The sequence below is a fragment of the Pseudoroseicyclus sp. CXY001 genome, from assembly GCF_041714655.1.
Classification (GTDB): Bacteria; Pseudomonadota; Alphaproteobacteria; order Rhodobacterales; family Rhodobacteraceae; genus Pseudoroseicyclus_A.
Genome location: NZ_CP168219.1, coordinates 3,109,322 through 3,133,988 on the forward strand (window position 1 = coordinate 3,109,322; position 24,667 = coordinate 3,133,988).

Sequence of the window (24,667 nt, forward strand, 5' to 3'; positions counted from 1 at the left end):
CGCGCAAGATGGGGGCTGATGACGCTCCCGATCCATCAGTTTCACGGGCGAGCGGCGCCGCTAGGGCGCGCCTCCCCCACGCGGGTCGGGTCGCCATCATCCCCCCCGACGGACCGGCGCCCGGCGCATCATGCGCCGCCTGCAGTCATGCCGGTCCCGGTGAACGGTAAGGAGAGACGATGCGCACTCAGATCAGTGGCAAGCAAATCGATATCGGCGAATCCCTGCAGTCGCATGTGAGCGCCCAACTGGACGAGACGGTCGGCAAGTATGCCGGCCGGCCGACCGACGCCAATGTCGTGTTCTCCAAGTCCGGCTTCGAATACACCTGCGAAGCCGTCGTGCATTTGTCGACCGGGCTCAACGTCTCCGCCAAGGCGGCGGCGCCCGAAATCTACGCCGCCTTCGATGCGGCGAACGAGAAGATGGACAAGCAGCTCAGGCGCTACAAACGCCGCCTGAAAGACCATCACAAGGAGCGCGTCACGCCTGTTGAACTTATGGCGGCAGGCTCTTATATCCTCGCCCCATCAGAAGACGACGAAGACGGGGCGGGTGAGACAGACGCAAATGGCTGGGCACCGGTCATCGTCGCCGAGATGGAGACGCATATCCCATCGCTTTCGGTCGGAGAGGCCGTGATGCAGATGGAGCTGGCACATGCGAGCGTGCTGGTCTTCCGCAACGAGAAACACGGGCAGATCAACGTCGTGCACAAGCGCGACGACGGCAATATCGGCTGGATCGACCCGCAAGTCACGCGCTGAAGGCCGACGGCAGAGCCCGGCCACTCAGCCAATTGGGACGGTGGAATGGATCTGAGCCAGATTCTCAAACCTGAGGCCGTGCGCGTTGTCAGCGCGGTCTCAAGCAAGAAGCGGCTGTTTCATGATCTCGGCGAAACCGCGCAGGCCTGTCATGGCCTGCCGGCGGGCGAGGTCACTGAAGCACTGCTCGAGCGCGAGGGGCTGGGGCCAACCGGCTTCGGCAATGGTGTGGCCCTGCCCCATGCGCGGCTCGATGACCTCAAGCATGTGGTCGGGCTGTTCATGCGGCTGGAAAAGCCGCTCGATTTCGACGCGGTGGACCGGCAGCCGGTCGACCTCGTCTTCGCGCTGATCGCCCCCGATTCGCCGGGGGTGGAGCATCTGAAGGCGCTGGCGCTGGTCTCGCGCACGCTGCGCGATGCCGGCACCTGCGCCAAGCTGCGGGCCAACAGCGACCCCGCGACGCTCTACGCGATCCTGACGGAAAGCCGCGCGCACCAGGCGGCCTGACCTTACGCCGGTGGCGCCCAGGCGCCGAACCCCAGTAGCTCGAAATCACGCGGATAGGCGGCGCGCGCAGCCGCCTGCAGGGGCTCGTCCGCAATGGCGGCGAGCCGCTGGCGATGCGGATCGGTTTCGCCAAGCGCCGGCGCCTCGCGGCCGAGCCGCGCGGCGAGGCGGGGCAGGTCGTCCGCCAGCTCGTCCTCGCGCAGCACCAGCCCGGGCATGGCCCAGGCCGAGAAGCCCTGCAGAACGGCGGTCTGGCTGGCCCATGCCGGATCGATCCGCTGCGCCGTCTGCCCGGCGATGTTCGAGCGCACGAACTTGAGGAAGGTCAGGAAATTGGCGCGATGCGCGGCCATGTCGGCCGGATCCGCCTCGGGCTGGAAGCCGAACTGGATGGCGAGCACGCGGCGGAGATCGTCGTAGCCCTCGGGCCCGCCGGGCGCCACCTTGTCGCAATAGGCGGCATGGGCGCGGGCGAGCGGATGGCGCAGCACCGTGAAGCTCCGCCGCTCGGGATGGGCGGCCAGCCAGGCTTTCAGCTCTTTGCCGGTGAAGCCCTTCTGCGGCGGCGCGCCATCGAGCTCGCGCAGCCATTTGCGCACCGCCGCCAGCGGCCCGGCCGGGATCGGCAGGTGGATCACGGGCGAGGCGGCCGCCGCCAGCCAGCTCGGCACGCCGGGGCCGCGGCGCGGCTCGAAATTCGGGGTCCGCGACAGGTCGAACCGGTCATAGCCGGCCAGCGCCGCCTGCATCTCGCCGAAATTCTCGACGCGCTCTTCCATGGGCTCGGGGTTCTGCTTCTTCAGCGTCCGGTCGAGCGAGCTCAGCCCCTCCACCCCCAGAAACTTCGCCAGCCCGTTCAGCGTGTCGAGCTCGAAGAGATCCTCGTAATCGAGGTAATAGGCCGTCTGGCCGGTGACCTGCAGGGCCTTCTGGATCTGGAGCTGGAAGCCCTGCACCCTCGCCAGATGCTGCTCGAAGGCCTCGGCATCGAAGACCGCCTTGGCGCGGTGCTGGGCCGATTTCGCGTCTGTCACCTTCCAGTAGCCGGTCGCATCGGCGATGCGGCGCGAGATGAAGCAATCGAGCGGGTTGCGCGTCAGCACCACCTTGGCGATCCGCGGATCCTCCAGCACCGGCAGCAGCACCCGCTGGTCGTGATTGTGGAAGTAGCGAAAGCCGTTGAGCCCCGGGGCGGTGCGGATCGCCTCCACCAGCCGCATCGGGTCGGCGTCGCGCTCTTCCCGGGAGATGCCGAGGATCTCGGTGCCCTTGAGGGTGCCGATGATGAAGGTGTTGAACGCCTCGCCATGGCAGGTGACGCCCTCCATGGCGTTGAGGTTCGCCTCGAGAAAGTTCGAGCCCGTGCGCATCTCGGCGAAGACGACGAAAGCATCGAACGGGCCAGCCATCAGCGCACCAGATAGGGTTTGCGCGCCGCGCGGCGGCGGCCGGCGGCACCCGGATCGACCGGGAAATCGCCCATCAGATGCGGATGCATCCCCTCGTTCTTGAGTTGCTGGAGGAACTGCCCGAAGCCGCCGAGGTCGACCATCTTCGGCACCTCCGTCAGCCGCCGCTCGCCGGGCGCGGCGCCGGTGGCGGCCTCGGCGGCGTGCTGGAGCACCTCCATCGGCGCCTCGATGAACTCCGCCATCGTCCAGACCTGCACGCGGGCCTTGGCATAGGGCGAGCGGAGCGCGGCGATGTGATCGGCCTCGAGCTTCTGCAGCCGCGCCGCCTCGGCGCGCACCGCGCCGAAATCTCCGCCGGCGCGGAAGAGCGCCACGGCCCAGGCGCCGGAGATGACGGAGATCGTGGCGTTCTGGTCCTTGGCGATGATCCAGGAGATCGCCTCGGTATCCGCCGGCCCGTAGGAGAAGCACTGCCGCTCGCCCCGGCCCGACCAGATGAGGTTGGTCAGGAACGCCCGCGGGTTGTAGTCGCGGAGCGCAGCAGAGGCAGAGAGCGCCCCCGCCACATGCGCCTGCCCGCCCTCGAACTCCGCCACATCGGGACCGAAGAGATGCCCGTGCACCCGGGCGCCGGAGAGCCGCGCGAGCCAGGGGGCGAAATCCTCGAAGAGCTCCTCGAACCCCTCGAAGACGGAATAGCGGGCGCTCGTGATCCCCCGCTCCCAGTTCTCGTTCGGGAAACGCGACTGCATGTAGAGCCCCGGCCGCCCCCGCGTCCGCCTCTCGGTGGCCTTGGCGAAGACACGGTCGATCTTGCCGGGGTTGGGCTCGGCGTCGCGCTTGGGCGCGATGGTGCCGAGGAAGGTGTCGTAGAGCAGATCCGCCTGCGGCCAGATCTTCCGCGCGACGAAGCAGTCGGAGCGGCGCAGGAGCTCGAGATGATCGTCGTAGAAGATATGCGGCTTGCCCTGGAAATCGAACTTCGAGAGCGTCAGCGACCGGCTTTCGACCTCCGTCGAATAGAGCCGCACCAGCGTCTGGAAATAGCTTTCGTCGGGGATCCAGACCCGGCGGAAGTAGCGGTCATGCGCCGGGCGCATCGGGTCCGTCAGGATGGCGGAAAGGGTGCGGCGCGTCAGGCACCACCACTGGCTGCCCATATGCGGCACGATCCCCGCCGGGATGCGCCGGCGGACGCCGAGCCGCCGCTGCAGCTTCACATAGCGGTCGAAGAGCTTGCGCTGGCGCTTCCACGAGAAGGGGAAGCGCAGCGTGAACCGCTCGTCGCTGAGGCCCCCGACCGTCCAGGGGACGTCAGCCGTGGTGGCGCTTTCGATGAAATCCGTCTCCGGCCGGGCGGCGAGCCAGGCCTTCAGCTCCTCGATGGGCCGCAGCGGCAGGCAGGAGCCGGAGGCGAGGAAGACATGGCCGACGTCGCGGTGCTTCAAGAGCATCTGCTCGGCGGCATCCTGCGTCGCCGCCACCAGCCCCCAGGTGCCCCATTCGCAGCGGTGGCGCCTGGCGAAGCTGACCATCGGGCCGAGGTCGGCCAGCGCCTCGGTGAAGCGGGCGTGATCCTCGCGCGAGACATTGCGGTCGACATGCACGACGACGGGGCAATCCGCCTCGACCCAGCGGCGGATCACCTCCTCGGCGCGGGTGAGCGCCGTGTGGACGAGCATGATGACGCCCAATCTCATGCGCCCGCCCTCACGCCCAGTTGCCCTTGGACATGAGCCCGAGGATCTCGAGCTGCCGCCAGTTGATGTATTTCTCGCTCCACTGGCACCAGAGGTCGGGCTCGCTCTGCGTGCCGCCGCCCGCATAGGCGCGGTATTCGCGGCTCGCCGCGTAATGCTGGCCGCGCGTCAGCTCCTCCGCCGCCTTCTCGGCGAAGGTGCCGAGGAACTTGGTGTGGAGGAGCAGCCCCGAGGCCTTCTCGCCCCCCCATTCGTCATAGGTCGCGTTGAGCCCCCGCGGCAGCAGGCAATGGGTCGAGCTGTCGTAGACGCAGGCGCGGTCCCATTTCACCAGCGGGATCTTGTTGAGCGCCGGCGCATGGGCCGGCGACTCGGCGAAGAAGGTGCGGGCGCGGGGGCCGCCCTGGATCCAGAGGTTGCCGAGCTTGGGGTTGCGCTGGATCATGTAATTGCCGCTGTCGAACCAGCAGGCGACCTCCAGCGGGTCCTCCCCCCGCCGGTATTCGGCGGCGCCCTTGGGATACATGTCGAGCAGCATGGCCGAGAAGCTCTTGATCGAACTGGCGTCGAGCCAGTCGGTCAGCGCGCGCAGCGGCCGCGTGTCGCAGAAGGGGAAGACGAAGAGCTCATCGGGGTCGACCGTCAGCGCCCAGTGGCCGGGGGCATGGCGCATGGCGAGCCAGTTCAGCCAGTCTGCCCCGAAGCGGGCGCGCTTGTAGCTGGCCTTGGTCGTCCAGAGAGAGACATCGGGCTGCTCGGCGAGGAATTCGCGGCCGCCGTCCGTCGAGCCGTTGTCGACCATCAGGAAATGGCCCACCCCCATCTGCCGGTAGTAATCGAGGAAATGCGGCAGGCGCAGATTCTCGTTCCGGAAGGTGGAGAAGACGAGCAGGTCGCTGCGGCGGATCTCGCCCGTCCGGTCGGTCACCGCGCTCAGCTCGCGGCGCTTGCGAAAGGCGCGGATGCGCCAGCGCTTGCGGCGCAGCCTCAGCCGGTATGCCTGCCTGAACCCCAAGGCTCACCCCTCATCTGCCGGCCCGCCCGCGAGCCGCTATCAGGTCATGCTTAACACGGCCCTGAAATGCGCCTCCCAGCTCGGCGGCTCATATGGCGGGGCGGCGGGCGCGTCCGCCACCATCGCGCCAATGCTTGCCCGCCAGTGATACGCATCCGATTCGCGCAGGTAAACGGGTCTGTCGCCGAGCGTTTCGCGCCAGACCGGCAGGTCGAGCGCGAGCACGGGGGTGCCGAGGGCGAGCGCCTCATGCGCGGGCAGGCCGAAGCCTTCGGCAAGCGACGGCATGAGCAGCGCCCGGGCGCCCTTGAGGAGCGTGACGAGCTGGCCGTCGGTCAGGCCCCGCCGCTCGATGACGGCGCGGGGGGCGGCATCGAGCCGGGCGAAGAAGGCCGGGCTTTCCCAGCCGCGATGCCCGCAGAGATAGAGCTGCGGCGGGTCCGGCAGCTCCTCCCAGACATCGAGAAGGAGCCCAAGATTCTTGCGCGGCTCCAGCGTGCCGATGGAGACGAAATAGGGCTCTTGCGGCACCAGGTCGTCCGGCAGCGGCTCGGGCGCCGCGATCTCGACGCCGAGGGGCACGACATGCACCGGCCGCGGCGCCGGCAGGCGGCGGCGGATCGAGGTGGCGACGGTGCCCGAGGAGGTGAGGATCAGATCGGCATGGGTGGCGGTGGCGGCGAGCTGCTCGGTGAAGCGCTGCGCCGTGCCGGGGCGGCAGAATTCAGGGTGATCGAGGGGGATCGTGTCGTGGATGAAGATGGCGAGCGTGGCGCCGGAGACGCTCTTCATCGCGATGAGCGCCTCCTCCGTCAGCCCGGTATGGCCGGTGACGAGGCAGGCGGTGCCCGCAGGCAGATGCCGGCGGAGGAGCCGCCCGAGCCTGGCATGGGGGGCCCGCCCCTTGGCGAGGGCACGCAGGGCCGTCTCTGCCCCCGCCCGCGCCGGGGCGCGGGGCCGCAGGAGCCGGGCGCGCAGATCCGGCTCGCCCCAGGGGGCCCGGCCCAGAAGCCGCTGGGCCGCGGCGGAGAGCCCCGCCTGATCGAGAAGAAGATAGCCCGCCCTCGTGCGGACGAGCCCGAAGGCCGGCTGCGGCGCGGCGAGGAGCGCGGCCAGATAGGCCGCCTCCACCCGGTCGACGCCCGTCAGAACGCGGCCGGCCCGTGAGACCAGCCGCGTGACATCGAGAAGCCGAGCCGGGGGCAAGGCGTGGTTATTCCGCGGCGCGCCGGAAGGCCGTCACGTCGTGCAGATAGGAGGCGAACTCGTCATGCAGCTCTTCGCGAGCGAGGCCGAAGGCCACGGTCGCCTGCAGGAAGCCCGCCTTGGAGCCGCAGTCGAAGCGCTGCCCCTGGAAGCGGAAGCCGTGAACGCCCGCCTCGGTGTCGATCTGCGCGGCGATGGCATCGGTGAGCTGCAGCTCGCCGCCGGCACCGGGCTTGGTGTGGCTGAGCGTCTCCATCACCTCGGGGGTGAGGATGTAGCGGCCGATGACGGCAAGGTTTGAGGGCGCCTCCTCGATCGGCGGCTTTTCCACCATGCCCTTCACGCGCATCGTCGAGCCGAGGTTCTTCTCGACATCGAGGAGGCCGTAGGCGCTGGCCTTCTCTTCCGGCACTTCCATCGCGGCGACCATGCAGCCGCCGGTTTCCTGATGGGCCTCGACCATCTGGGCGAGGCAGGGCTTGTCGGCGGCGATGACGTCGTCGGGCAGGATCACGGCGAAGGGCTCGTTGCCCACCAGCCGCTTGGCGCACCAGACGGCATGGCCGAGGCCGAGCGCCTTGTGCTGGCGGATATAGGCGATGGCGCCCGAATCCATGTTGGTGGTCTTGAGGACCTCCAGCAGCTTGGTCTTGCCGTCGCGCTCGAGCTTGGCTTCGAGCTCGGGGGCGAGGTCAAAGTAATCCTCCAGCGCGGACTTGCCGCGCGAGGTGACGAAGATGAACTCCTCGATGCCGGCGGCGCGGGCCTCGTCGATCGCGTATTGGATGAGCGGCCGGTCGACCAGCGTCATGATCTCTTTCGGCACCGCCTTCGTCGCCGGCAGGAAGCGCGTCCCAAGGCCTGCGACCGGGAAAATTGCCTTGGTGACTCGTTTACTCATCTGACCCATCCTTCTGTCATCGGCATCTCAACAATGCCGCCAGTTGCTAACGTTTGATTAACTCTTAGAGATAAAACGCTCGATTCGTTGGGCGGTTTCGTGGCGCGTTCGTGGCTTTGGCAGCTATTTGCACTGACGGAGCGGCGAAGAGCCTCGTTCTTCTGCCAGTCTACCAGAAAAACGGCGAAATTGCAGAAGCGGCATGGCGCGGTCGGAGCGACCGAAGAGTCCGCCCCTTTGCTCCCATATACCATCATTCGTGAAGCGGCGCCTGTGAAAGAGCGCCGTCGGCGAAAAGAGGTAGAGTTCCGCCCTCGCGCCCGCGGCGACAGCGGCGGCCGCGGCCCGGCGCAGGCGCGGCGCATCCCAGGGCCGGCCGGCGAAGCATTGCGGCGCGCCCTGCGCCTGCGGGCGGAACGGCAGGAAGGGCGGCGGCGCGCCGGTGAGCGGCACCAGCGGCGGCAGCGGGCGGGCCTTGCCCGCCTCCACCCCGTCGGCGAAGCTGCGCACGATCTCCCGCGCCGTCCGCCGCGAGATGCGCCGGGCGCGCAGGTGCCGGAAGACGCGAGACTGCTCTTCGGCGAGCTGGTCGTAGATGCGCCGCGCCATGGTCGCCGCATCCGCCCCGTGCCGGCGCAGGAACACCGCCAGCGAGGCGCCGACCTCCGTCAGGTCCAGCGGCACCCGGTCGTCCCGCCGCCGGGCGGAGGCCATGAAGCCGTGGTGGACGATGGCCTTGGGGATCACCGCGGTCGGCGCCATCATCCGCAGATTGAGGTCCCCCTCGTCCAGATAGAAGCGGTAGGCGGGGTCGAACCCGCCGGCCTCCACCAGCGCCGCGCGCCGGAAGGCCATGTTGGTCCCCTCCGTCTTGACCGGCGCGCCCGCCTCGGGCGCGATCACGGCGCCGCCCTCCGGCACCTCCAGCCGGCCATGGGTCGCATCCGCCCGGATGCGCCGCGCACGGTGCTGGAAGGAAAAGCCGTTCCGCCCGATGACATAGCCGGTGGCGGCGGGAGCCCGCCCCAGCCCCTCCACCAGACGGTCCAGCCAGTCCGGGCAGGGCACCGCGTCATCGTCGATGAAGGCGAGCGCCTCGCCGGCGGCTGCCATGATGCCGAGGTTGCGCGCGGCGGAGATATTGGCCTCCTCGAAGGCCACCCGCTTGATCCGCCCCTCGCGCCCCGCCGCCTCGAGCCCCGCCCGGTCGGCGACGACGACGACCTCGAACTCCGGCGTGTTGAGCTGCTCCAGCGCCATCAGGCAACGCGCCAGCGCCCGCGGGCGCCCGTGGCTGACGATGATGACGCTGGCGCGCATCAGGGCGCCTTGAGCTCGACCCCCGGCGCATGGGCGATGAAGAACGGGTTGGCGAAGCCGGGCTTGCCATAGGTGAAGGGCGCATGGCCCTCGAAGGTCACCATCCGCCCGCCGGCGCCGCGCAGCACGGCATCGGCGGCGGCCGTATCCCATTCCATCGTCCGCCCGAGGCGGGGGTAGAGATCGGCCTCACCGGCCGCGATCAGGCAGAACTTCAGCGAGGACCCGGCGGAGGTCATGTCCTTCACATGGTACTTCGCGATGTAATCGTCGGTCGCCTGGTCGCGGTGCGATTTCGAGGCGACGACCATCAGCGCGCCATTGTCGGGCTGCGAGACCCGGATCGGCGCGACCGGCCCGGGCGCCTCCTTGGCGAAATCGCCCGTTTCCTCGACGCTCGACCCGTCCGCCGCCGTGTAGAAGAGCCGCCCCTTGGCCGGCGCATAGACCACGCCGCGCAGCGGCACGCCGTCTTCGACATAGGCGATGTTGACGGTGAAATCCCCACGGCGGTTGACGAATTCCTTCGTGCCGTCGAGCGGGTCGACGATGAGGAAGGTCGACACCTCCTGCCCGTGGCTCGCCGCCTGCTCCTCCGTCACCAGCGCCACATCGGGAAAGGCCTCCCTGAGGCCGGCGGAGATGAGCGCGTCGGCCGTCTCGTCGGCCTCTGTCACCGGGCTCTGGTCGCTCTTGGACTTCACCTCGAAATCATCGGAGCCATAGACCTCCATGATCGCGTCACCGGCCTCGAGCGCCAGACGGCGCATCACCGACACAAGTTTGTCAAAGTCCAAGGGCTTTTCCTCTATATCATGATGGGGCCGCGCCCCTTATGCTGCCCATGGGCGGGTGCGGCAAGCCTGCCACCCGCGCCGCATCGCCCGCGCCACACCACCGGACCCGGAGTCATGTTCGAAGCCCCCCGCCAGCGCAGCACGATCGTGAGCATCTTTGCCCTGCTCGAACTGATCTATCATTCGACGGTGCGCAACGTGCGCAAGACCCATCGCTCGGCGCTGGGCGGCTTGCTGATGAACATCCTGCAATCCGTGCTCTTCATCGCCACCTTCTTTTTGATGTTCCAGTTCTTCGGGATGCGCCGCGGCTTCACCGCGTCGATCCGGGGGGATTTCCTGCTCTACATCATGTCGGGCGTCTTCATCTTCATGGTGCATGTGAAGGCGGTGGGCGCGGTGACCAAGGCCGAGGGGCCGACCTCGCCGCTGATGCAGCACGCGCCCCTCAACACGACGGTGACGATCAGCGCCGCGGCGCTCGCCTCGCTTTATCTGCAGGTGCTGTCGATGTTCGTGATCCTGTTCTTCTACCACGTGCTCTTCTCCCCCATCACCATCGACGACCCGTTCGGCGCGATGTGCATGGTGCTCCTCGCCTGGTTCTCCGGCGTGGCGGTGGGGATGCTGCTTCTGGCGGTGAAGCCCTGGGCGCCCAATTTCACCTCCGTCGCCGGCACGGTGTGGAGCCGCGCGAACATGGTCGCCTCCGGCAAAATGTTCGTCGCCAATTCGCTGCCGGGCTTCATGCTGTCGATGTTCGCCTGGAACCCGCTCTTCCACATCATCGACCAGGCGCGGGGCTTCATCTTTCTCAACTACACGCCGCACTTCACGAGCTGGGGCTACCCGCTGAAGCTGAGCTGCGCGCTGGTCATCATCGGCATGATGGGCGAGTTCTACACCCGCCAATATGCCTCGAAGAGCTGGAGTGCCGGGCAATGAAGATCATCGCCGCCATGATTTTGACCCTCTGGGCCGGCATGGCCTCCGCCACGACGGAGGAGCTGCTTCCCGCCCTCCACGACGTCACCGGCGTCGCGGCCGACGACGTTCTGAACATCCGCTCCGGCCCCGGCACGGGCAATCCGGTCATCGCCGCCCTGCCCCCCGATGCGCGCGGCGTCGAGGTCGTGGCGGCGAGCGAGGACGGCGCCTGGGGCCTCGTCAACACCGGCGAGGGCTCGGGCTGGGTCTCGATGGCCTTTCTCGCCCGCCAGCCGGGCCAGTTTGACGGCTACGCTCCCGCCATCGCCACCTGCTTCGGCACAGAGCCCTTCTGGGATCTGACCGAAGGCCCGGGCGGCTGGCAGGTCACCACCCCCGAGGGGCCGCAGGAGCGCTTCACCCCGCTCGTCCCCGCCGGCCCGAGCGGCTGGCCGCAGAGCTTCGCCTGGCTCGGCGACGGCGCCATCGGCGCGCTCGTCGTCACGCGCGAGCAATGCTCAGACGGCATGTCGGACCGCGCCTACGGCCTCTCCGCCGCGCTCGCCACCCCCTCCGAAGGGGGCGCCACGCTCCGCACCGGCTGCTGCGCCCTCACGCGCTGACCCGCCGCCCCCTCCCGGGATCCCCTTCATCTGGCCGAAAATACCTCGGAGGTGTGGAGGCAGCGCCTCCACCCGGCCCGGCACGGGCCGGCCCCCCGCGCCCTAAGCGGCGCCCGCCCCCTCAGCTCATCGGCGGCCAGGGCCGCTCGGCCTCTGCCGCCACCCAGGCCTTCACCCAGTCCGACAGCTCCGGCAGCGCCGGATCGAGGCCCATCGCCTCCACCACCCGCGCTGGCGGCAGGATGCCCTCACGGCTCGTCACCGCCATGCGGATCAGCGCGGCATTGGCCGCCTCGCCGGCGGCGTTCCACATGCTCTGCTCGACATAGAAGAACCGCGCATCCCAGCCCGCGTTCCGCGTCCGCATCTCCACCCGCTCGAAGGGCCGCACCCGGCGGCGGTAGCGGATGGTCGAGCCGGCCACCGTCATCCCCCAGCCGTTCTCCTTCAGCGCGGCCGAGAGGCCGATGCGATGCGCGAAGGGCAGCCGGCCGAGATCGTAGAGCGTGAAGGCGCGGCCGTTGTTCAGCTCCATCCAGAAGTCGATGTCCTGCGGCCAGATGCGGTGATGGGTGACCGAGGTCTCGCCCAGCTCCAGCGGCCCCAGCCGCTTCGCCTGCGCCAGCCCGCGCCACATGCGCACGAATGGATACATGCCCGACCCTCCAGGTTTGCTCTTCCCCGCGTCCCGCCCCGGCAGGCACAGGTCAAGTTTAACCCTGGGTCACGACAGGCGGCCCCGGCGGTTGCAAGCGCGGCAGCCAGCGCTTAGGTCATCCCCGGCCCCTTGAAGGACACCAAAGATGACCTCGCTCTTCCAGATCCTCATGCTGCTCCTCGGCATCGCCAAGGTGTTCATCTTCGCGCATTTCATCATGTCCTGGCTGATCAGCTTCCAGGTGCTGAACATCCGCCAGCCGCTCGTCAGCCAGATCTGGTACGGGCTCAACCGGCTGCTCGACCCGGTCTACAACCCGATCCGGCGCATCCTGCCGAGCATGGGCGGTCTCGACCTTGCGCCCCTCGTGGCGCTGGTCGTGATCTACATCCTCGAGATCATCCTGCGGAACAACGTCGCGCTCTTCTACTGACGCGAGCCCCTTGCGGGCCCGCCCGTCAGGACGGGCCGAGCCGCCCCCCCCATTTCCTGCCATTGAGCCCGGCCGCCCCCGGCGCTAAGCCCTCCCCATGGCAGACGGAACGGACCTCGCCGCCGCAGAGCGGCTCCTCCACGACATCTTCGGCTTCACCGCCTTCCGCCCCGGCCAGGCGGAGATCGTCTCCGCTGTGGCGGCCGGCGAGGATATCCTCGCCATCATGCCCACCGGCGGAGGCAAGTCGCTCTGCTACCAGCTCCCGGCGCTACTCCGCGGCGGCGTCACGCTCGTCATCTCTCCCCTCATCGCGCTGATGCGCGACCAGGTCCGCGCCCTTCGCGAGGCGGGGGTAGAGGCCGGGGCGCTCACCTCCGGCAACACGCCGGAAGAGACCGACGCCGTCTGGGCCGGGCTCGAGGCCGGCACGCTGCGGCTGCTCTACATGGCGCCCGAGCGGCTGGCGGCGGGCGGCGTGCCCCAGATGCTCCGCCGCGCCGGGGTCGGGCTCATCGCCGTCGACGAGGCGCATTGCGTCAGCCAGTGGGGCCATGACTTCCGCCCGGATTACCTGCGCATCGGCGAGCTCCGCCGGGCGCTTGCCGTCCCCCTCGCCGCCTTCACCGCCACGGCGGATGAAGAGACCCGGGCCGAGATCGGCGAGAAGCTCTTCGGCCAGCCGCCGCGCGTGTTCCTGCGCGGCTTCGACCGGCCGAACATCCATCTCGCCTTCGCCGCGAAGGACCAGCCCCGCCGCCAGATCCTCGCCTTCGCCGAGGCGCGGCGCGGCCAGTCGGGCATCGTCTATTGCGGCACCCGCGCGAAGACGGAGGGCCTCGCCGACGCGCTCAATGCCGCCGGCATTCCGGCGCTGGCCTATCACGGCGGCATGGAGGCGGAGGCGCGCCGCGAGGGCGAGCGGCGCTTCCAGCAGGAGGACGGGCTCGTCGTCGCCGCGACCATCGCCTTCGGCATGGGCGTCGACAAGCCCGACATCCGCTGGGTGGCCCATGCCGACCTGCCGAAGTCGATCGAAGGCTATTATCAGGAGATCGGCCGCGCCGGCCGCGACGGCGCCCCCGCCGAGACGCTCACCCTCTTCGGCCCCGACGACATCCGCTACCGCCGCCAGCAGATCGACGAGGGCCTCGCCCCGCCGGAGCGCAAGTCGGCCGACCACGGCCGCCTCAACGCCCTCCTCGGCCTCGCCGAGGCCCTGGGCTGCCGGCGGCAGGTGCTCCTCGCCTATTTCGGCGAGACCCTTGGCGACCCTTGCGGCAATTGCGACCTCTGCGACGCGCCGCCGGACGTCTTCGACGGCACCGAGCCGGTGCGCATGGCGCTGTCCGCCGCGCTCCGGACGGAGGAGCGCTTCGGCGGCGGGCATCTGATCGACATCCTGCGCGGCACGGCCACCGACAAGGTCACCCAGTGGCGGCATGACGATCTGCCGACCTTCGGCGTCGGCGCCAAATGGTCCAAGGCCGAATGGCAGGCGATCCTGCGGCAGATGCAGGCGAGAGACCTCATCCGCCCCGACCCCGCCCGCCACGGCGCTCTTCGCATGACCGAGGCGGCGCGGCCGGTCCTCCGCGGCGAGGAAAGCGTCACGCTCCGCCGCGACGCCATGACCCGCGCCGCCCGCCCCGTGCCGAAGGTCCACACGCTCGTCCGCGACGAGGATGCGCCGCTCCTCTCCGCCCTCAAGGCCAAGCGCCGGGCGCTGGCGGAGGCCCAGGGCCTGCCCGCCTACATGGTCTTCACCGACAAGACGCTGATCGAGATGGCCGAGGCGCGGCCCGGCACGATGGACGAGATCGCCCGGGTGAACGGCGTCGGCGGCAAGAAGCTGGAGAAATACGGGGCGGAGTTCTTGCAGGTCATCGCCGGCGAGGCCGAGGCGCTCCACCCCCGCCGCATGAAGCTGGCGGGCCGCCCGGCGGGCGACCTCTTCGACCGGCTGCAGGCCGCCCAGCTCGAACTCGCCCGGGGGCCGGAGGGGACGGACAAGCCGATGTCCTGCCCCCAGGCCGCGCTCGCCCGCGTCGCCGAGGCGCGGCCCGCCGACCTCCCCGCCCTCTCCCACCTCATCGGCGAGCGGGCAGCGGAGCGCTTCGGCCTCGCCTTCCTCCAGATCATCGCCGAGGGCTGACGCCGCTCCGGCGGGGCGCTCTGCGGCGGCGAGGCCCCGACGGCGCCGCGCTCCGCCCCTCTGGCGGCAGGCCCCCGGGGCGGCTAGGAACGCGCATGGCCCAGCGTTTCGACACCCTTTCCGACTTCCTCGCCCATGGCTTCGACGATGTCATCGACGTCCGCTCCCCGGCGGAATTCGCCGAGGATCATGTGCCGGGCGCGATCTCGCTGCCCGTCCTCTCCAACGAGGAGCGCGCGACGGTCGGCACGATCTATGCGCAGGAAAGCCCCTTCCGCGCCCGCAAGGTCGGCGCCGCGCTGGTGGCCCGCAATTCCGCCGACCATATCGCAGGGCCGCTCGCCGACCGCACCGGCGGCTGGCGGCCACTGGTCTATTGCTGGCGGGGCGGGCAGCGCAGCAATTCTTTCGCCTCGATCCTTTCCCAGATCGGCTGGCGGGCCGAAGTGGTGGAGGGCGGCTACCGGAGCTGGCGGCGGCTCGTCTCCGCCTTTCTCTACGAGGCGGAACTGCCGCTCCGGCTGGTCCTCCTCGACGGCGACACGGGCACGGCGAAGACCGAGCTCCTCCACCGCCTGAAGGCGCGGGGGCGGCCGGTGCTCGATCTGGAGGGCCTGGCGCATCACCGCGGCTCGCTCCTCGGCCCGATGCCGGGCGGCCAGCCCGCGCAGAAGGGCTTCGAGACGGCGCTCGCCATGGCGCTGGCGGCGCTGCCGCCGGGCGCGGTGGTGCTGGCGGAGGCCGAGAGCAGCAAGATCGGCAGCCTGACCCTGCCGCCGGCGCTCTGGAAGGCGATGGGCGCGGCGCCGCGCATCGTCCTCTCCGCGCCGCTCGACGCCCGCGCCCGCTACCTGGCGGAGGCCTATGCCGACATCGCGGCGGACCGGGCGGGGCTGGCGGAGAAGCTCCTCCCCCTCGCCCGCATCCGCGGCCATGAGGTGATCGAGCGCTGGCTCGAGCTCTCGGCGGCGGGCGCCGATGTCGCCCTCGCCGAGGCGCTGATGGTCGAGCATTACGACCCGGCCTATGCCAAGAGCCGCGCGGCGCGGGACTTCGTGACCTTGGGCGAGGTCGCCGCCGGCACGCTCGACGGGCCGGGCCTCGAGGCGGCGGCGGACGAGATCGAGCGGCTGCTGGACGGGGCGGCGGGCTGAGGGCGGCGGGTCGAAGGCCGCCCCGGTCGGCCGGGCGAGGAGGTCCACACCCGGCCCGCGCCTAGGCCCTCAGATGCAGGGTCGCATTCGCAAAGGGCAGCCCCTCGTCATCGACCTCGCGCCGGGAAAGCTGCCGGAACCCGAGCGCCTCATAGAAGCGCACCGCCTGCCGGTTGGCGGTATAGACCTCGAGCGTCAGCTCGCCCGTCCGCGCCAGCGCGTGAAAGATGAGCCGCCGCCCGATGCCCAGCCCCTGACGCTCCGGCGCGACGAAGATCCCGCCGACGAAGGTGCCAAGGAGGCTGATGAAGCCTGCGGGCTCGCCGCCGAGGCAGGCCACCGCGGTCTCGGCCTTCGGCAGATATTCCTGCTCGATGAGGCGCCGCTGCTCGATGAGCCGCGGCTCTCCGATGAAGGGATGCGCAAGCAGCGAGGCTGCGAACCAGATGTCGGACAGTCTTTCCAGATCCGTCGCCGCGACAAACGGCCGGATCACAAGGTCTTCGGTCTCCATGAGACCCTCCTGAAGATGATGTGCAAAAAGGATCGGCACCGCTGTGCCGAGCGACGCCGCTCCCTGCGGCCAGCCATGGCCTTCCGTGCATCGATCTCCTCTTGAGGCGGCCCCGTCCTAAGCGCCCTGCCCGCCCGGCACAATGGCCGCTCTGCCCGAAGGTCGCTGTCCTCCCGCAGCGCCCTGCGCTACTGCCGCCGCATGTCCGACAGGCAGGAGCGGGGAGAGATGCCGGAGCACGACGTGACCATTCGCCGGGGCCGGCCCGATGAGGCAGCGGCCCTCGCCCGCCTGCATGTCGATGTCTGGCGGGCGACATATGGTGGTCTCGCGCCGGAGGAGGCCCTCAGCCGCCTCGATGAGGCCAGGCGCATGCCCTATTGGTCCGGGGCGCTCGCCACCGTCCAGCCCGCGCGGGGCGTCTGGGTGGCGGAGGAGGCCGGCAAACTTCTCGGTGTCGTCAGCCTCGGCGCCGCCACCCATCCGACCTTCGCCGGACGGGCCGAGATCAAGCATCTCTATGTCGCGGCGGAGGCGCAGGGCCGCGGCCTCGGCAAGCGCCTGCTGCAGGCTGCCCTCGAGGATTGCCGCTCCGCCGGAGAGCACGGCGCCGCGCTCGCCGTCGTGCGGCAGAATGCGCGGGCGCGGGCGTTCTACAGGGCGATGGGGGGCGTGGAAGGGGCCGGCTTCCTCGACCCGGGGCCGCTCTGGCGGTCGGAGAACATCGTCGTCACCTGGGAGTTCGGCTAGGCGCTGCCCCGCGAGCCCGCCCGGTGGTGCGGGCCGAGCCCGGCCCTACCGGCAGACGATCCGCGGCGCGCCCTCGGTCACCCGGCCGATCTGCGCCGCCTCATAGCCCGCCGCCCGCAGCGCCTCGAGGAGCCCATCGGCCTCCTCCGCCGCCACCGCCGCCAGCATCCCGCCGCAGGTCTGCGGATCGAAGAGGAGCTCCCCCCTCGCCCCCGACGCGCCGCTCACCGGCCCGGCGCCGGCGCGGTTGTCGGCCCAGATCGTCGAGCGGAGGCCCGCCGCCGCCAGCGCCTCCGCCCCCGGCAGCACCGGCACCGCCGCCAGATCCAGCTCCGCCGCCACGCCCGAGGCCTCCACCATCCCCGCCAGATGCCCGGCGAGGCCGAAGCCCGTCACATCCGTCATCGCATGGGCGCCGGAGAGGATCGCCGCCACCTCGCCCTGCCCCCGGCCCATCGCCGCGAGGCAGCCGGCCACCACCGGCCCCGGCGCCCGGCCCGCCATCTCGGCGGCGAGGATCACCCCGGTGCCGATCGGCGCCGTCAGGAGCAGCGCATCGCCCGGCCGCGCCCCGGCGAGGGTGATCGGCTCCCGCTCAAGTAGGCCCGTCAGCGTCAGCCCGATCTGCATCTCGGCGCCCATCGTCGTGTGGCCGCCGGCGATCTCCGCCCCCGCTTCCGCCAGCGCCTCCCCGGCGCCGGCCATGACCTCCGCCAGCGTCCGCCGCTGCAGGGCCTCGCTCATCCGCGGCAGCGTCAGCGACAAAAGCGCCGCCTGCGGCCGGGCGCCCATGGCCCAGATGTCGCCGAGCGCATGGAGCGTCGTCAGCCGCGCCATCGCATAGGGGTCCTCCGTGAAGTCGCGGAGGTGGTCCGTCGTCACCACCTGTCGGGCGCCGCCGGTGTGGAGCACCGCCGCATCGTCGCCCTTCAGCCGCTCGAGCCCCGGCCCCGGCGCCGGCAACCCGGCCAGAGCCTCCCCCAGCGCTCCCCGCCCGACCTTAGCACCGCAGCCGCCGCAGAGCGCCGCCTCGCCGAACGCGTCCGCCCCGGCGGCGCGGTGGCGCGGCGGGTCCAGCCGCATCGGCGCCACGTCCGACAGGCGCTCCATGAAGCGCCGGTCGATCCGGTCCTTCCAGTGCCAGATGAGGGCGCCCTTGAGGATCAGCCCGTTCCGCGCCCCCACCGCTCGTTTCCCGCCTAGGGACACCAGCTTCAGATAATCGCGCTGCGGCCGGAAGCGCTGCATCCGCCCCCGCCCCTCGAGCGCCACCTTGAGGTTGTGCGTCAGCACCGGCGCCGCCCGCACCGCGAAGACGCCGGCCTTCGGCCGCGGGTCCCAGGCGTAATGGGCGCAGTCGCCGGCGGCGAAGATGGCGGGGTCGGAGGATTGGAGCGTCTGGCCAACGCTCACGAAACCCTCGTGGAGCGTCAGCCCCGTCTCCGCCAGCCAGCCCTGCGGCGCCGTCGCCGCCGTGCCGATGGTGAAGGCCGAGGGCAGCGTGCGACCGTCCGAGAGCATCACCGTCTCCGGCCCCACGGCCACCGGGTCCACCCCCTCGATCAGCTCGACCCGGCCCTCGAGTTCGGCGCGGATTACCGCCGCGCTCCGCTCCGGCAAGCGGGAGAGGAGCGCCCCCCGCTCCACCAGCCGCACGCGGGCGCCCTTGCAGCCCTCCGCCACGGCGAGCGCCAGTTCGACCCCGGCGATGCCGCCGCCGATGACCACGACATCGCCGCCTCTGGCCCTGAACGCCTCCCACCGCGCGAGGAAGCCCCCGAGCGGCTTGGCCGGCACGCCATGCTCCGCGAAGCCCGGCAGGCCCGGCATGGCGGAGCTGATGCCGATGTCGAGCGACAGGATGTCGTAGCCGACGGGCGGCCGGCCAGTGACATGGACCTCCTGCCGCGCCCGGTCGATCCCCTCGGCCCGGCCCGGCACCAGCCGCGCCCGGGCGGCGCGGGCGAGCTTCACGAGGTCGATCGAGAGGGCCTCGGGCGGGTAATGCCCGGCGACGACGCCCGGCAGCATCCCGGAATAGGCGGTGACAGGCCCGGGGTCGACCAGCGTCAGCCGCGCCCCGGTCAGCGGCCGCATCGCCCAGCGCTTGAGGAGCAGCGCATGCGCATGCCCGCCGCCGACGAGCACCAGATCGCGGGTGAGCGGATGCGCCATCATGGGACGAGCCACGCCCCGCCCCAGCCCGGCGCCTCGAACCGCGCCCGACGGTGCGCCGCGCCGAGGTGGAGCACCTCCAGCGCTGCCACGTCGAGCGTCACCGTCGCGAAGGCCTCCGGCGCGGGCCGCAGCTCCCAGGCGCCGCCCTCGGCGATCACCATCCCGGGCGCCGGCTGCTTGCCGTAGTTCTCCTGCCGCGCCGCCGCCCAGTCCGCCGCCGAGGCGCCGGTCTCGACCCGCGCCCGCCCGGTCAGCCGGAGCTGCAGCGCCGCCGCCTCGTCCCAGATCAGCAGCGCCGCCCTCGGATCGGCCTTGAGCTCCGCCACCTTCGCCGTCGCCGCATCGGTATGGACCACCGCCTCCAAAGCCCCCCCGTCTTTGCTCCCGAAAAATCCTCGGGGGGATCCGGGGGGCAGACGGCCCCCCGGGGCGGGGGGTTCGGGGGGCTGCCAAGCCCCCCGCGCCTCGCCCCGCGCCTCGCGCAGCATCACCACCCGCATCTCCGGCCCGTCGCCGACCGTGCCCAGCACCGCCACCCGCGGCAGCGCGCCCAGCACGGCCTCGGCCGCGGCCCATATCTCGTCCAGCGTCTCCATCGCCCGCTTGTCGCATGGCCCCGCGCGGGCCACCACCTCACTCGTAGCCGGTCATCTCCAGATAGCCGCGCCCCTCGTGGCTGCCGGTGACGCGCACCGGGCCTTCCCAATAGGGCGGCACCACGCCCATCCAGGCGTCCGGGTTCAGCGGTTCCAGCTCCACGTCGAGCCTCTTCGCCGGCAGCTCCAGCCGCCAGCGGAGGGGGATCTGCCGCCCCGCGACCTCGCCGAAGGCCAGGGGCGTCGCGCGGAGCGCGCCGTCGGGGAAGGGTTCGGCCGCCCCGTCCGGCGCGATCCAGGTGGCCTGGGTGAAATCCTCCTCCCCCCGGAGGACGAAGCCCATCAGCCGCGCGCCATCCGCGAAGGAGAGCCCGACCCAGTCCCAGCCCTCCTGCCCCGGCCCGAGAAAGCGGGAGGAGAACTCCCGGTCGAGCCAGGCCGTGCCGGTGACGGGCACCTCGCCTTCGGGCAGCGTCAGCACGCCCTCCGCCCGGTAGAAGGGCTGCGAATAGTAATGGCTCGCCTGCCCCCCGGCGCTCTTCACCGAATAGCCCTCGGTGCCTTAAAGGACGAGCGGCCCCTCTGCCTCCAGCGCCAGCTCATAGGCAAAGTCGGGGCCGGCGGCGGTGAGGGTCACGGCCTCCAGCCCCTCCCCCGCCATCCGCCATTCATCGATCCAGGCCTCGAAGGGCGCGGCGGTGACACCGGCCTGCCCGGTGTCGCCCCTCGCGTAGCGGGCGGTGGCGAGGTGGTCCTCCGCCGAGGTGACGGCGGCATGGGCGAACCAGACCTGTTCTGCCCCGGGCCGGAGGGCGGAGCGGAAGAGCGTCCATTGCGCGCCGTATTCCGTGCCGTCCGGGCCGGTGAGGTTGGCGGTGACATACCACCATTCGGTGCGGAAGGCCGGATGGGCGCCGTGATCCTCCGGGAAGGCGAAGGCGCGGCCCGGGGTCACCTCCGCGAAGCCCTCCGCCCCCTCGCCGAGCCCGGCAAAGCCCTGCCCGAGCGCCGGGGAGGCGAGGCAGATTGCGACCAGCAGGGCCTTAACGTTCATGCGCGAAGACCTTCAGAAGCTCGGCCGGGGCGATGCGCCAGAGCCGCCAGGCCGGCCAGAGCGCCGCCAGCGCCGCCGCCAGCAGGCAAAGCCCGAAGAGCCGCGCGTAATCCCAGGGGAAGAGCGCCATCGGCAGCGCCCAGCCGAAGGCGGCGGTGTTGACCTTGGCGAGGAGCGCCAGCGCGAGGGCGAGGCCGAGGGGCAGCGCCGCGAGCGCGGTGAGGGCGGCCAGCATCATCGCCCGCCCCATCTCCAGCCCAGCAAGCCGGCCCCGCGTCAGCCCCATGGCCCAGACGGGCGCGAGCTGCGGCAGCCGCCGCCCGGCCATGGTGAGGAGCGAGAAGAGCATCGCCAGCGCCGCCGTCGCCAGCGTCGCGGCGTTGAGCGCGGCGGTGACCGTGAAGGTCCGCTCGAAGATCTCGAGCGCCGCCGCCTTCATCGCCGCCTGATCCGTCACCCGTCCCGGCGGGATGCCGGCGGCGGCGAGGACGGGGCGGAGCGCCGCGGGCTCGCCGATGAGGCCGAAGCGGGTCGGCTGCACCTCCGGATGCAGGCGGCGGAAGAGCGCTTCGCCGACGATCACCTGCCAGTCCGGATTGCCGTAGTCGCCATAGATGCCGAGGATCGGCAGACTCTCCGGCCCGAGGCTGAGGGCATCGCCCGGGGCCAGCCCCTCGGCTCGGGCGAATTGCTCGTTGACGAGCGCGCCCTCGCCGGCATCGAGCCTCTCCCAGACCTCCGGCAGCGCATCGAGAAAGCCCCAGGCCTCTCGGTAGGCCGGATCGGGGCGCATGCCGAGCAGCTCGCCCGGATGGCCGCGGAGCACCAGCTCCGCGCCGAGGAGCGGCAGGACGCGGGCGTCGAGCCCGGCGAGGGCCTCCGCCTCCTCCGGCGCGGCGAGGTCGACATAGAGGTCGGCGATCAGCCGCTGGTCGAGAAAGCCGGTGAAGGTGGCGCGGAAGGACGAAACCATCGTCGAGACCCCCACATTCGCGGCCATGGCGAGGAGGAGCGCCATCAGTGCCAGCGACAGGCCGGGGAGCTGCTGGCGGCTGTCGGCCCAGACCCATTGGGCGAGCGGCCGCCGCGCGGCGGCCTCGCCGAGCTTCAGGATCAGCGCGAGGACCGCGGGCAGGATCAGCGCCGCCCCGAGGAGCAGCCCTGCGAGCAGCGCGAAGGCGGCGGGCAGGCTCTCGGCGCGGGTCAGCGCGGCGGCCCCGGCGAGCAGCAGCGCCCCGCCCGCCGCCTGAATGGCCCGCCCCCGCCCGGCGCGCATCGCCCAGGCACGGCCCCCGGCCGAGGCGAGCAGCGGCATCCGCGCGATCTGCCAGAGCCCCGAGCCCCCGGCGAGCCCGGCGCCGATCAGGCTCATGCCGAGCGCCGCCGCCACCGCCGCGGGGCGCAGCGAGAGCTGCCCGGGCACCTCGGCGCGATAGAGGCTCGCGAGCGAGGCGGAGACGTCGGGCAGGAGAAGCGCCGCGAGGGCGAGCCCCAGCGCGAGACCGAGCAATGCGGCGGCGAGCGCGAAGAGGAGGAGCTCAAAAGCGAGGAGCCTCAGGATCGTCGAGAGCGGCAGGCCAAGCGCGCGGAGCGTCCGCACGAGGCCGCGCCGCTGCTCGATCGCCAGCCCGACGGCGCCATGGGCGATGAAGATCCCGGTCGCGAAGGCGAGAAAACCGAAGGCGGTGAGGTTGAGGTGGAACGAGCGGGTGAGCCGCGAGACATCCGCCGCACCGCTGGCGGGTTGCAGGACGAGCCCGGGGGCAACTTCCTCCAGCGGCGGCCGGCCGAGGGGCTGGCCCGGGAGGAGGATCAGCCGGCTGAGCTGGCCGGGGCGCGCGAGGAGCTCCTGCGCGACGGCGAGATCGGTGACGAGCGTGCCGGGGGCGGCGGAGGGGTCCTCGATGCGGGCGGCGGCGACGCCCGGCGGCAGGGCGGCGAGGGAATCCCCCCGGCCGATGATCTGACCCGGCGGGGTCAGGAAAGCGGCAAGGTCGGTGCCGGCGCCCTCCCCCGGGAGCGTGGGGGCCGACAGCGGGTCGAGCCCGACGAGCCGCTGGCCATTCAGCCGCCCCTCCACCACCGGCGAGACCAGCCAGCCCGCGCGGCGGAGCGCGGTGTAGGTGGCGAGCGGGATCGGCCCGCCATCGGCCGCGGTGAGCTGGGGATGGTCCGCCTCGCCGAGGAGCGCGGCGGCGCTGTCATAGGCGGCGCGCGCCTCGGCGTTGATCGCCTGCACCGCCGTCCAGAGCGCGGTTGCGAGCGCAAGCCCGGCGAGGAGCGCGAGGGCCTGCAGGGGCGCGCGGCGCCAGTGGGAGAGGAGGGCGGTGAGGGCGGGGCCGGTTCGGGGGGGCGTGCGGGGGGCTGCCGCCCCCCGGCCCCCCCGCCCGGGGGGCTGTCTGCCCCCCGGAGCCCCCCGAGGATTTTTCGGGAGCAAAGACCGGGGGGCGCCGGTCACGTGATCTGCCCGTGCGACAGGTTGAGCCGGCGAGACATGGCGGAGGCCACCTTGGGCGAATGGGTGACGGTCAGGAGCGCGGCGCCGGTCTCGCTCGCGAGTTCGAGGAGGAGGGTGAGCACCTCCCCCGCGCTCGCCTCGTCGAGATTGCCGGTGGGCTCGTCGGCGAGGATCAGGGCGGGGCGGGCGGCGAGCGTGCGGGCGATGGCGGCGCGCTGCTGCTGGCCGCCCGAGAGCTCTTCGGGATATTTCGCCAGATGCGGGGTCAGGCCGAGCCGGGCGGCGAGCGCGGCGGTGAAGGCGGGATCCTCCCGCCCCGCGAGGCGGGCGTGGAAGGCGATGTTGGCGCCGGCCGTCAGCGAGGGGATCAGGTTGAACTGCTGGAAGACCAGCCCGACCGTACCGCGGCGGAGCGCGGCGCGGCCGGCCTCGCCGAGCGCCGTCGTCTCCTCCCCCCCGATGGTGACGCGGCCCTCGTCCGGCAGGTCGAGCCCGGCGGCCAGATGCATCAGCGTCGACTTGCCGGAGCCGGATTCGCCGGTGAGCGCCAGCGTCTCCCCCGGGGCGAGGGTCAGGGAGATGCCGCGCAAGACCTCGCCGCCGCCCGGAAAGCCCTTCCGGACGCCCTCAAGCGCGAGCAAGGAGGCCGCCGACGGCGATAAGCGCGAAGAGGAGGAGCGTCAGCCCGACGAGCCGCATCTTCAGCCCGCGCTCCGCCGGATCGTCGGCCCAGGCGGCAAGCGCCCGGCCGACGGCGAAGGGGCCGGGCCAGAGCTGGCCAGTCTGCTCCACCGCGAGAGCCCGCAGGCGGAACACCCATTGGAACATCGTCACCGTCCAGAGGAGGAAGACGAGACCCAGGGCGGCCATGAGAGCGATCTGGAGGGGCGTCATGGGTGGAAGGTCGCGCCTGGGGGGGCGGATTACAAGGGGCTAGGGGCGCATTTGCCGGCCGGCCTCGTAGGCGGCCCAGACATCCATCCGCCCGCGCTGCCGGGCATCGGCGAGCCAGAGCCGCTGGCGGGTGCCGGGGGGCTCGAGCGCGCTGTAGCGGCCGCCGGAGTGCTTCGGCCAGTCGATGGCCATGCCGCAGCGGACCATCTCGGCGGAGAGGTCGCGGCCGTCGGGCAGGTGGCATTGCGCGACGGCCCGGCCATGGCGATCGGTGTGGAGCACCTCGGCCGTCACATGCCGCCCCCGCACCAGCTGGATGAGCGCGCTCTTGGCGTCAGGGCCAAGGGGGTGGCTCATCTCGGGCGCGTCGATGCCGAAGAGGCGGATATGCGTGCCGCGGATCACCAGCCCGTCGCCATCGACGACATGGGCCCGGCCCTGCAGGATCGGCCGCCAGGGCGCATCCGGCGGGCGGCCGCGGGGGATCGTGGGCCGCCAGGGCCGCGTCGGCGGCGGCGACACCTCGGGCACGGGGGGATGAGAGCGCCGGCGGGGGCGCAACAGTCGGAGGGCGGCGAAGGCCACCAGGGTCAGGAGCAGATAGGGCATGGTTTCCACGGCCATGCGCCCATCTCGGCGCCCGAT

At 71.4% G+C, this 24,667-nt stretch carries 23 protein-coding genes and 1 pseudogene; 8 read left to right on the forward strand and 16 right to left on the reverse strand.

Annotation, left to right across the window (positions count from 1 at the left end; all coding sequences use genetic code 11):
- The first annotated feature begins 179 nt into the window (after nucleotides 1-179).
- Entirely contained in the window at nucleotides 180-767 is a 588-nt protein-coding gene (gene hpf / locus ACAZ03_RS15180; RefSeq protein WP_373354914.1) for a ribosome hibernation-promoting factor, HPF/YfiA family, read from the forward strand.
- Nucleotides 768-812: 45 nt separating this feature from the next.
- Nucleotides 813-1,277 (forward strand): PTS sugar transporter subunit IIA, encoded by a 465-nt coding sequence (locus ACAZ03_RS15185; protein WP_373354916.1) that lies wholly within the window; start codon nucleotides 813-815, stop codon nucleotides 1,275-1,277.
- Between the two features lie 2 nt (nucleotides 1,278-1,279).
- Here the strand turns inward: ACAZ03_RS15185 and ACAZ03_RS15190 are convergent, their stop codons facing one another.
- The 7 genes from ACAZ03_RS15190 to cysQ all read right to left on the reverse strand — a co-directional run bounded on the left by ACAZ03_RS15190 (nucleotide 1,280) and on the right by cysQ (nucleotide 9,628).
- Entirely contained in the window at nucleotides 1,280-2,686 is a 1,407-nt protein-coding gene (locus ACAZ03_RS15190) for a nodulation protein NodH (protein WP_373354918.1), read from the reverse strand.
- On the reverse strand, nucleotides 2,686-4,389 hold the full coding sequence (locus ACAZ03_RS15195; protein ID WP_373354920.1) for a beta-1,6-N-acetylglucosaminyltransferase: 1,704 nt from the start codon (nucleotides 4,387-4,389) through the stop codon (nucleotides 2,686-2,688). Before ACAZ03_RS15195 ends, ACAZ03_RS15190 begins: the two co-directional genes overlap by 1 nt.
- A gap of 10 nt (nucleotides 4,390-4,399) precedes the next feature.
- On the reverse strand, nucleotides 4,400-5,404 hold the full coding sequence (locus ACAZ03_RS15200; protein WP_373354921.1) for a glycosyltransferase family 2 protein: 1,005 nt from the start codon (nucleotides 5,402-5,404) through the stop codon (nucleotides 4,400-4,402).
- A 39-nt stretch (nucleotides 5,405-5,443) separates the two neighbouring features.
- Nucleotides 5,444-6,610, reverse strand: coding sequence for a glycosyltransferase family 4 protein (locus ACAZ03_RS15205; RefSeq protein WP_373354922.1), 1,167 nt, complete (start codon nucleotides 6,608-6,610; stop codon nucleotides 5,444-5,446).
- A 7-nt stretch (nucleotides 6,611-6,617) separates the two neighbouring features.
- Nucleotides 6,618-7,511 (reverse strand): UTP--glucose-1-phosphate uridylyltransferase GalU, encoded by an 894-nt coding sequence (galU, locus tag ACAZ03_RS15210; protein ID WP_373354923.1) that lies wholly within the window; start codon nucleotides 7,509-7,511, stop codon nucleotides 6,618-6,620.
- A gap of 123 nt (nucleotides 7,512-7,634) precedes the next feature.
- Nucleotides 7,635-8,831 carry a glycosyltransferase family 2 protein gene (locus tag ACAZ03_RS15215; protein WP_373354925.1) on the reverse strand — a complete coding sequence of 399 codons (1,197 nt, stop codon included), beginning with the start codon at nucleotides 8,829-8,831 and terminating at the stop codon, nucleotides 7,635-7,637.
- Nucleotides 8,831-9,628 (reverse strand): 3'(2'),5'-bisphosphate nucleotidase CysQ, encoded by a 798-nt coding sequence (gene cysQ / locus ACAZ03_RS15220; protein WP_373354927.1) that lies wholly within the window; start codon nucleotides 9,626-9,628, stop codon nucleotides 8,831-8,833. The genes ACAZ03_RS15215 and cysQ overlap by 1 nt, the downstream gene beginning before the upstream one ends.
- Nucleotides 9,629-9,742: 114 nt before the next feature.
- Between cysQ and ACAZ03_RS15225 the strand changes: the two genes are divergently transcribed.
- Both ACAZ03_RS15225 and ACAZ03_RS15230 read left to right on the forward strand, forming a co-directional pair.
- Nucleotides 9,743-10,573: an ABC transporter permease gene (locus ACAZ03_RS15225; RefSeq protein ID WP_373354929.1), complete on the forward strand. Its 831-nt coding sequence runs from the start codon at nucleotides 9,743-9,745 to the stop codon at nucleotides 10,571-10,573.
- On the forward strand, nucleotides 10,570-11,178 hold the full coding sequence (locus ACAZ03_RS15230; protein WP_373354930.1) for an SH3 domain-containing protein: 609 nt from the start codon (nucleotides 10,570-10,572) through the stop codon (nucleotides 11,176-11,178). Before ACAZ03_RS15225 ends, ACAZ03_RS15230 begins: the two co-directional genes overlap by 4 nt.
- 121 nt (nucleotides 11,179-11,299) lie before the next feature.
- Here ACAZ03_RS15230 and ACAZ03_RS15235 read toward each other — a convergent pair whose 3' ends face one another.
- Nucleotides 11,300-11,833, reverse strand: coding sequence for an acyl-CoA thioesterase (locus tag ACAZ03_RS15235; protein WP_373354932.1), 534 nt, complete (start codon nucleotides 11,831-11,833; stop codon nucleotides 11,300-11,302).
- A 148-nt stretch (nucleotides 11,834-11,981) separates the two neighbouring features.
- Here ACAZ03_RS15235 and ACAZ03_RS15240 point away from each other — a divergent pair, with 148 nt between their 5' ends.
- The 3 genes from ACAZ03_RS15240 to mnmH all read left to right on the forward strand — a co-directional run bounded on the left by ACAZ03_RS15240 (nucleotide 11,982) and on the right by mnmH (nucleotide 15,578).
- Nucleotides 11,982-12,269, forward strand: coding sequence for a YggT family protein (locus ACAZ03_RS15240; RefSeq protein ID WP_373354933.1), 288 nt, complete (start codon nucleotides 11,982-11,984; stop codon nucleotides 12,267-12,269).
- Nucleotides 12,270-12,366: 97 nt separating this feature from the next.
- Nucleotides 12,367-14,424, forward strand: coding sequence for a DNA helicase RecQ (gene recQ, locus ACAZ03_RS15245; protein ID WP_373354935.1), 2,058 nt, complete (start codon nucleotides 12,367-12,369; stop codon nucleotides 14,422-14,424).
- A gap of 95 nt (nucleotides 14,425-14,519) precedes the next feature.
- Complete coding sequence (gene mnmH, locus ACAZ03_RS15250; protein ID WP_373354936.1) at nucleotides 14,520-15,578, forward strand: tRNA 2-selenouridine(34) synthase MnmH; 1,059 nt, start codon at nucleotides 14,520-14,522, stop codon at nucleotides 15,576-15,578.
- Nucleotides 15,579-15,639: 61 nt separating this feature from the next.
- On the opposite strand, the gene ACAZ03_RS15255 is transcribed toward mnmH, so the two are convergent.
- Nucleotides 15,640-16,092 carry a GNAT family N-acetyltransferase gene (locus tag ACAZ03_RS15255; protein WP_373354938.1) on the reverse strand — a complete coding sequence of 151 codons (453 nt, stop codon included), beginning with the start codon at nucleotides 16,090-16,092 and terminating at the stop codon, nucleotides 15,640-15,642.
- 201 nt (nucleotides 16,093-16,293) lie between these two features.
- On the opposite strand from ACAZ03_RS15255, the gene ACAZ03_RS15260 reads away from it, so the two are divergent.
- Nucleotides 16,294-16,842, forward strand: a complete 549-nt coding sequence (locus ACAZ03_RS15260) for an N-acetyltransferase family protein (RefSeq protein ID WP_373354940.1) — start codon at nucleotides 16,294-16,296, stop codon at nucleotides 16,840-16,842.
- A gap of 45 nt (nucleotides 16,843-16,887) precedes the next feature.
- Here the strand turns inward: ACAZ03_RS15260 and selD are convergent, their stop codons facing one another.
- From selD to ACAZ03_RS15295, 7 genes and pseudogenes are all read right to left on the reverse strand, one after another.
- Nucleotides 16,888-19,032 (reverse strand): selenide, water dikinase SelD, encoded by a 2,145-nt coding sequence (selD, locus tag ACAZ03_RS15265; protein ID WP_373354941.1) that lies wholly within the window; start codon nucleotides 19,030-19,032, stop codon nucleotides 16,888-16,890.
- A complete protein-coding gene (locus tag ACAZ03_RS15270) occupies nucleotides 19,017-19,616 on the reverse strand; it encodes a pyridoxamine 5'-phosphate oxidase family protein (RefSeq protein WP_373354943.1) in 600 nt (199 codons plus the stop codon). Before ACAZ03_RS15270 ends, selD begins: the two co-directional genes overlap by 16 nt.
- 37 nt (nucleotides 19,617-19,653) lie before the next feature.
- Nucleotides 19,654-20,670 (reverse strand): annotated as a pseudogene (locus ACAZ03_RS15275) (lipocalin-like domain-containing protein).
- Nucleotides 20,660-22,966 carry an FtsX-like permease family protein gene (locus ACAZ03_RS15280; RefSeq protein WP_373357090.1) on the reverse strand — a complete coding sequence of 769 codons (2,307 nt, stop codon included), beginning with the start codon at nucleotides 22,964-22,966 and terminating at the stop codon, nucleotides 20,660-20,662. Before ACAZ03_RS15280 ends, ACAZ03_RS15275 begins: the two are co-directional and overlap by 11 nt.
- A 158-nt stretch (nucleotides 22,967-23,124) precedes the next feature.
- A complete protein-coding gene (locus ACAZ03_RS15285; protein ID WP_373354944.1) occupies nucleotides 23,125-23,769 on the reverse strand; it encodes an ABC transporter ATP-binding protein in 645 nt (214 codons plus the stop codon).
- Nucleotides 23,756-24,022 (reverse strand): hypothetical protein, encoded by a 267-nt coding sequence (locus ACAZ03_RS15290; RefSeq protein WP_373354945.1) that lies wholly within the window; start codon nucleotides 24,020-24,022, stop codon nucleotides 23,756-23,758. Before ACAZ03_RS15290 ends, ACAZ03_RS15285 begins: the two co-directional genes overlap by 14 nt.
- A gap of 39 nt (nucleotides 24,023-24,061) precedes the next feature.
- Complete coding sequence (locus ACAZ03_RS15295) at nucleotides 24,062-24,646, reverse strand: thermonuclease family protein (protein WP_373354947.1); 585 nt, start codon at nucleotides 24,644-24,646, stop codon at nucleotides 24,062-24,064.
- Nucleotides 24,647-24,667 lie beyond the last annotated feature (21 nt).

Coding starts and splice junctions, on each gene's coding strand:
- hpf (WP_373354914.1), top strand. CDS start 180: ATGCGCACTCAGATCAGTGGCAAGCAAATCGATATCGGCGAATCCCTG.
- ACAZ03_RS15185 (WP_373354916.1), top strand. CDS start 813: ATGGATCTGAGCCAGATTCTCAAACCTGAGGCCGTGCGCGTTGTCAGC.
- ACAZ03_RS15190 (WP_373354918.1), bottom strand. CDS start 2,686: ATGGCTGGCCCGTTCGATGCTTTCGTCGTCTTCGCCGAGATGCGCACG.
- ACAZ03_RS15195 (WP_373354920.1), bottom strand. CDS start 4,389: ATGAGATTGGGCGTCATCATGCTCGTCCACACGGCGCTCACCCGCGCC.
- galU (WP_373354923.1), bottom strand. CDS start 7,511: ATGAGTAAACGAGTCACCAAGGCAATTTTCCCGGTCGCAGGCCTTGGG.
- ACAZ03_RS15215 (WP_373354925.1), bottom strand. CDS start 8,831: ATGCGCGCCAGCGTCATCATCGTCAGCCACGGGCGCCCGCGGGCGCTG.
- ACAZ03_RS15225 (WP_373354929.1), top strand. CDS start 9,743: ATGTTCGAAGCCCCCCGCCAGCGCAGCACGATCGTGAGCATCTTTGCC.
- ACAZ03_RS15230 (WP_373354930.1), top strand. CDS start 10,570: ATGAAGATCATCGCCGCCATGATTTTGACCCTCTGGGCCGGCATGGCC.
- ACAZ03_RS15235 (WP_373354932.1), bottom strand. CDS start 11,833: ATGTATCCATTCGTGCGCATGTGGCGCGGGCTGGCGCAGGCGAAGCGG.
- ACAZ03_RS15240 (WP_373354933.1), top strand. CDS start 11,982: ATGACCTCGCTCTTCCAGATCCTCATGCTGCTCCTCGGCATCGCCAAG.
- recQ (WP_373354935.1), top strand. CDS start 12,367: ATGGCAGACGGAACGGACCTCGCCGCCGCAGAGCGGCTCCTCCACGAC.
- mnmH (WP_373354936.1), top strand. CDS start 14,520: ATGGCCCAGCGTTTCGACACCCTTTCCGACTTCCTCGCCCATGGCTTC.
- ACAZ03_RS15255 (WP_373354938.1), bottom strand. CDS start 16,092: ATGGAGACCGAAGACCTTGTGATCCGGCCGTTTGTCGCGGCGACGGAT.
- ACAZ03_RS15260 (WP_373354940.1), top strand. CDS start 16,294: ATGTCCGACAGGCAGGAGCGGGGAGAGATGCCGGAGCACGACGTGACC.
- ACAZ03_RS15270 (WP_373354943.1), bottom strand. CDS start 19,616: ATGGAGACGCTGGACGAGATATGGGCCGCGGCCGAGGCCGTGCTGGGC.
- ACAZ03_RS15290 (WP_373354945.1), bottom strand. CDS start 24,022: ATGACGCCCCTCCAGATCGCTCTCATGGCCGCCCTGGGTCTCGTCTTC.
- ACAZ03_RS15295 (WP_373354947.1), bottom strand. CDS start 24,646: ATGGCCGTGGAAACCATGCCCTATCTGCTCCTGACCCTGGTGGCCTTC.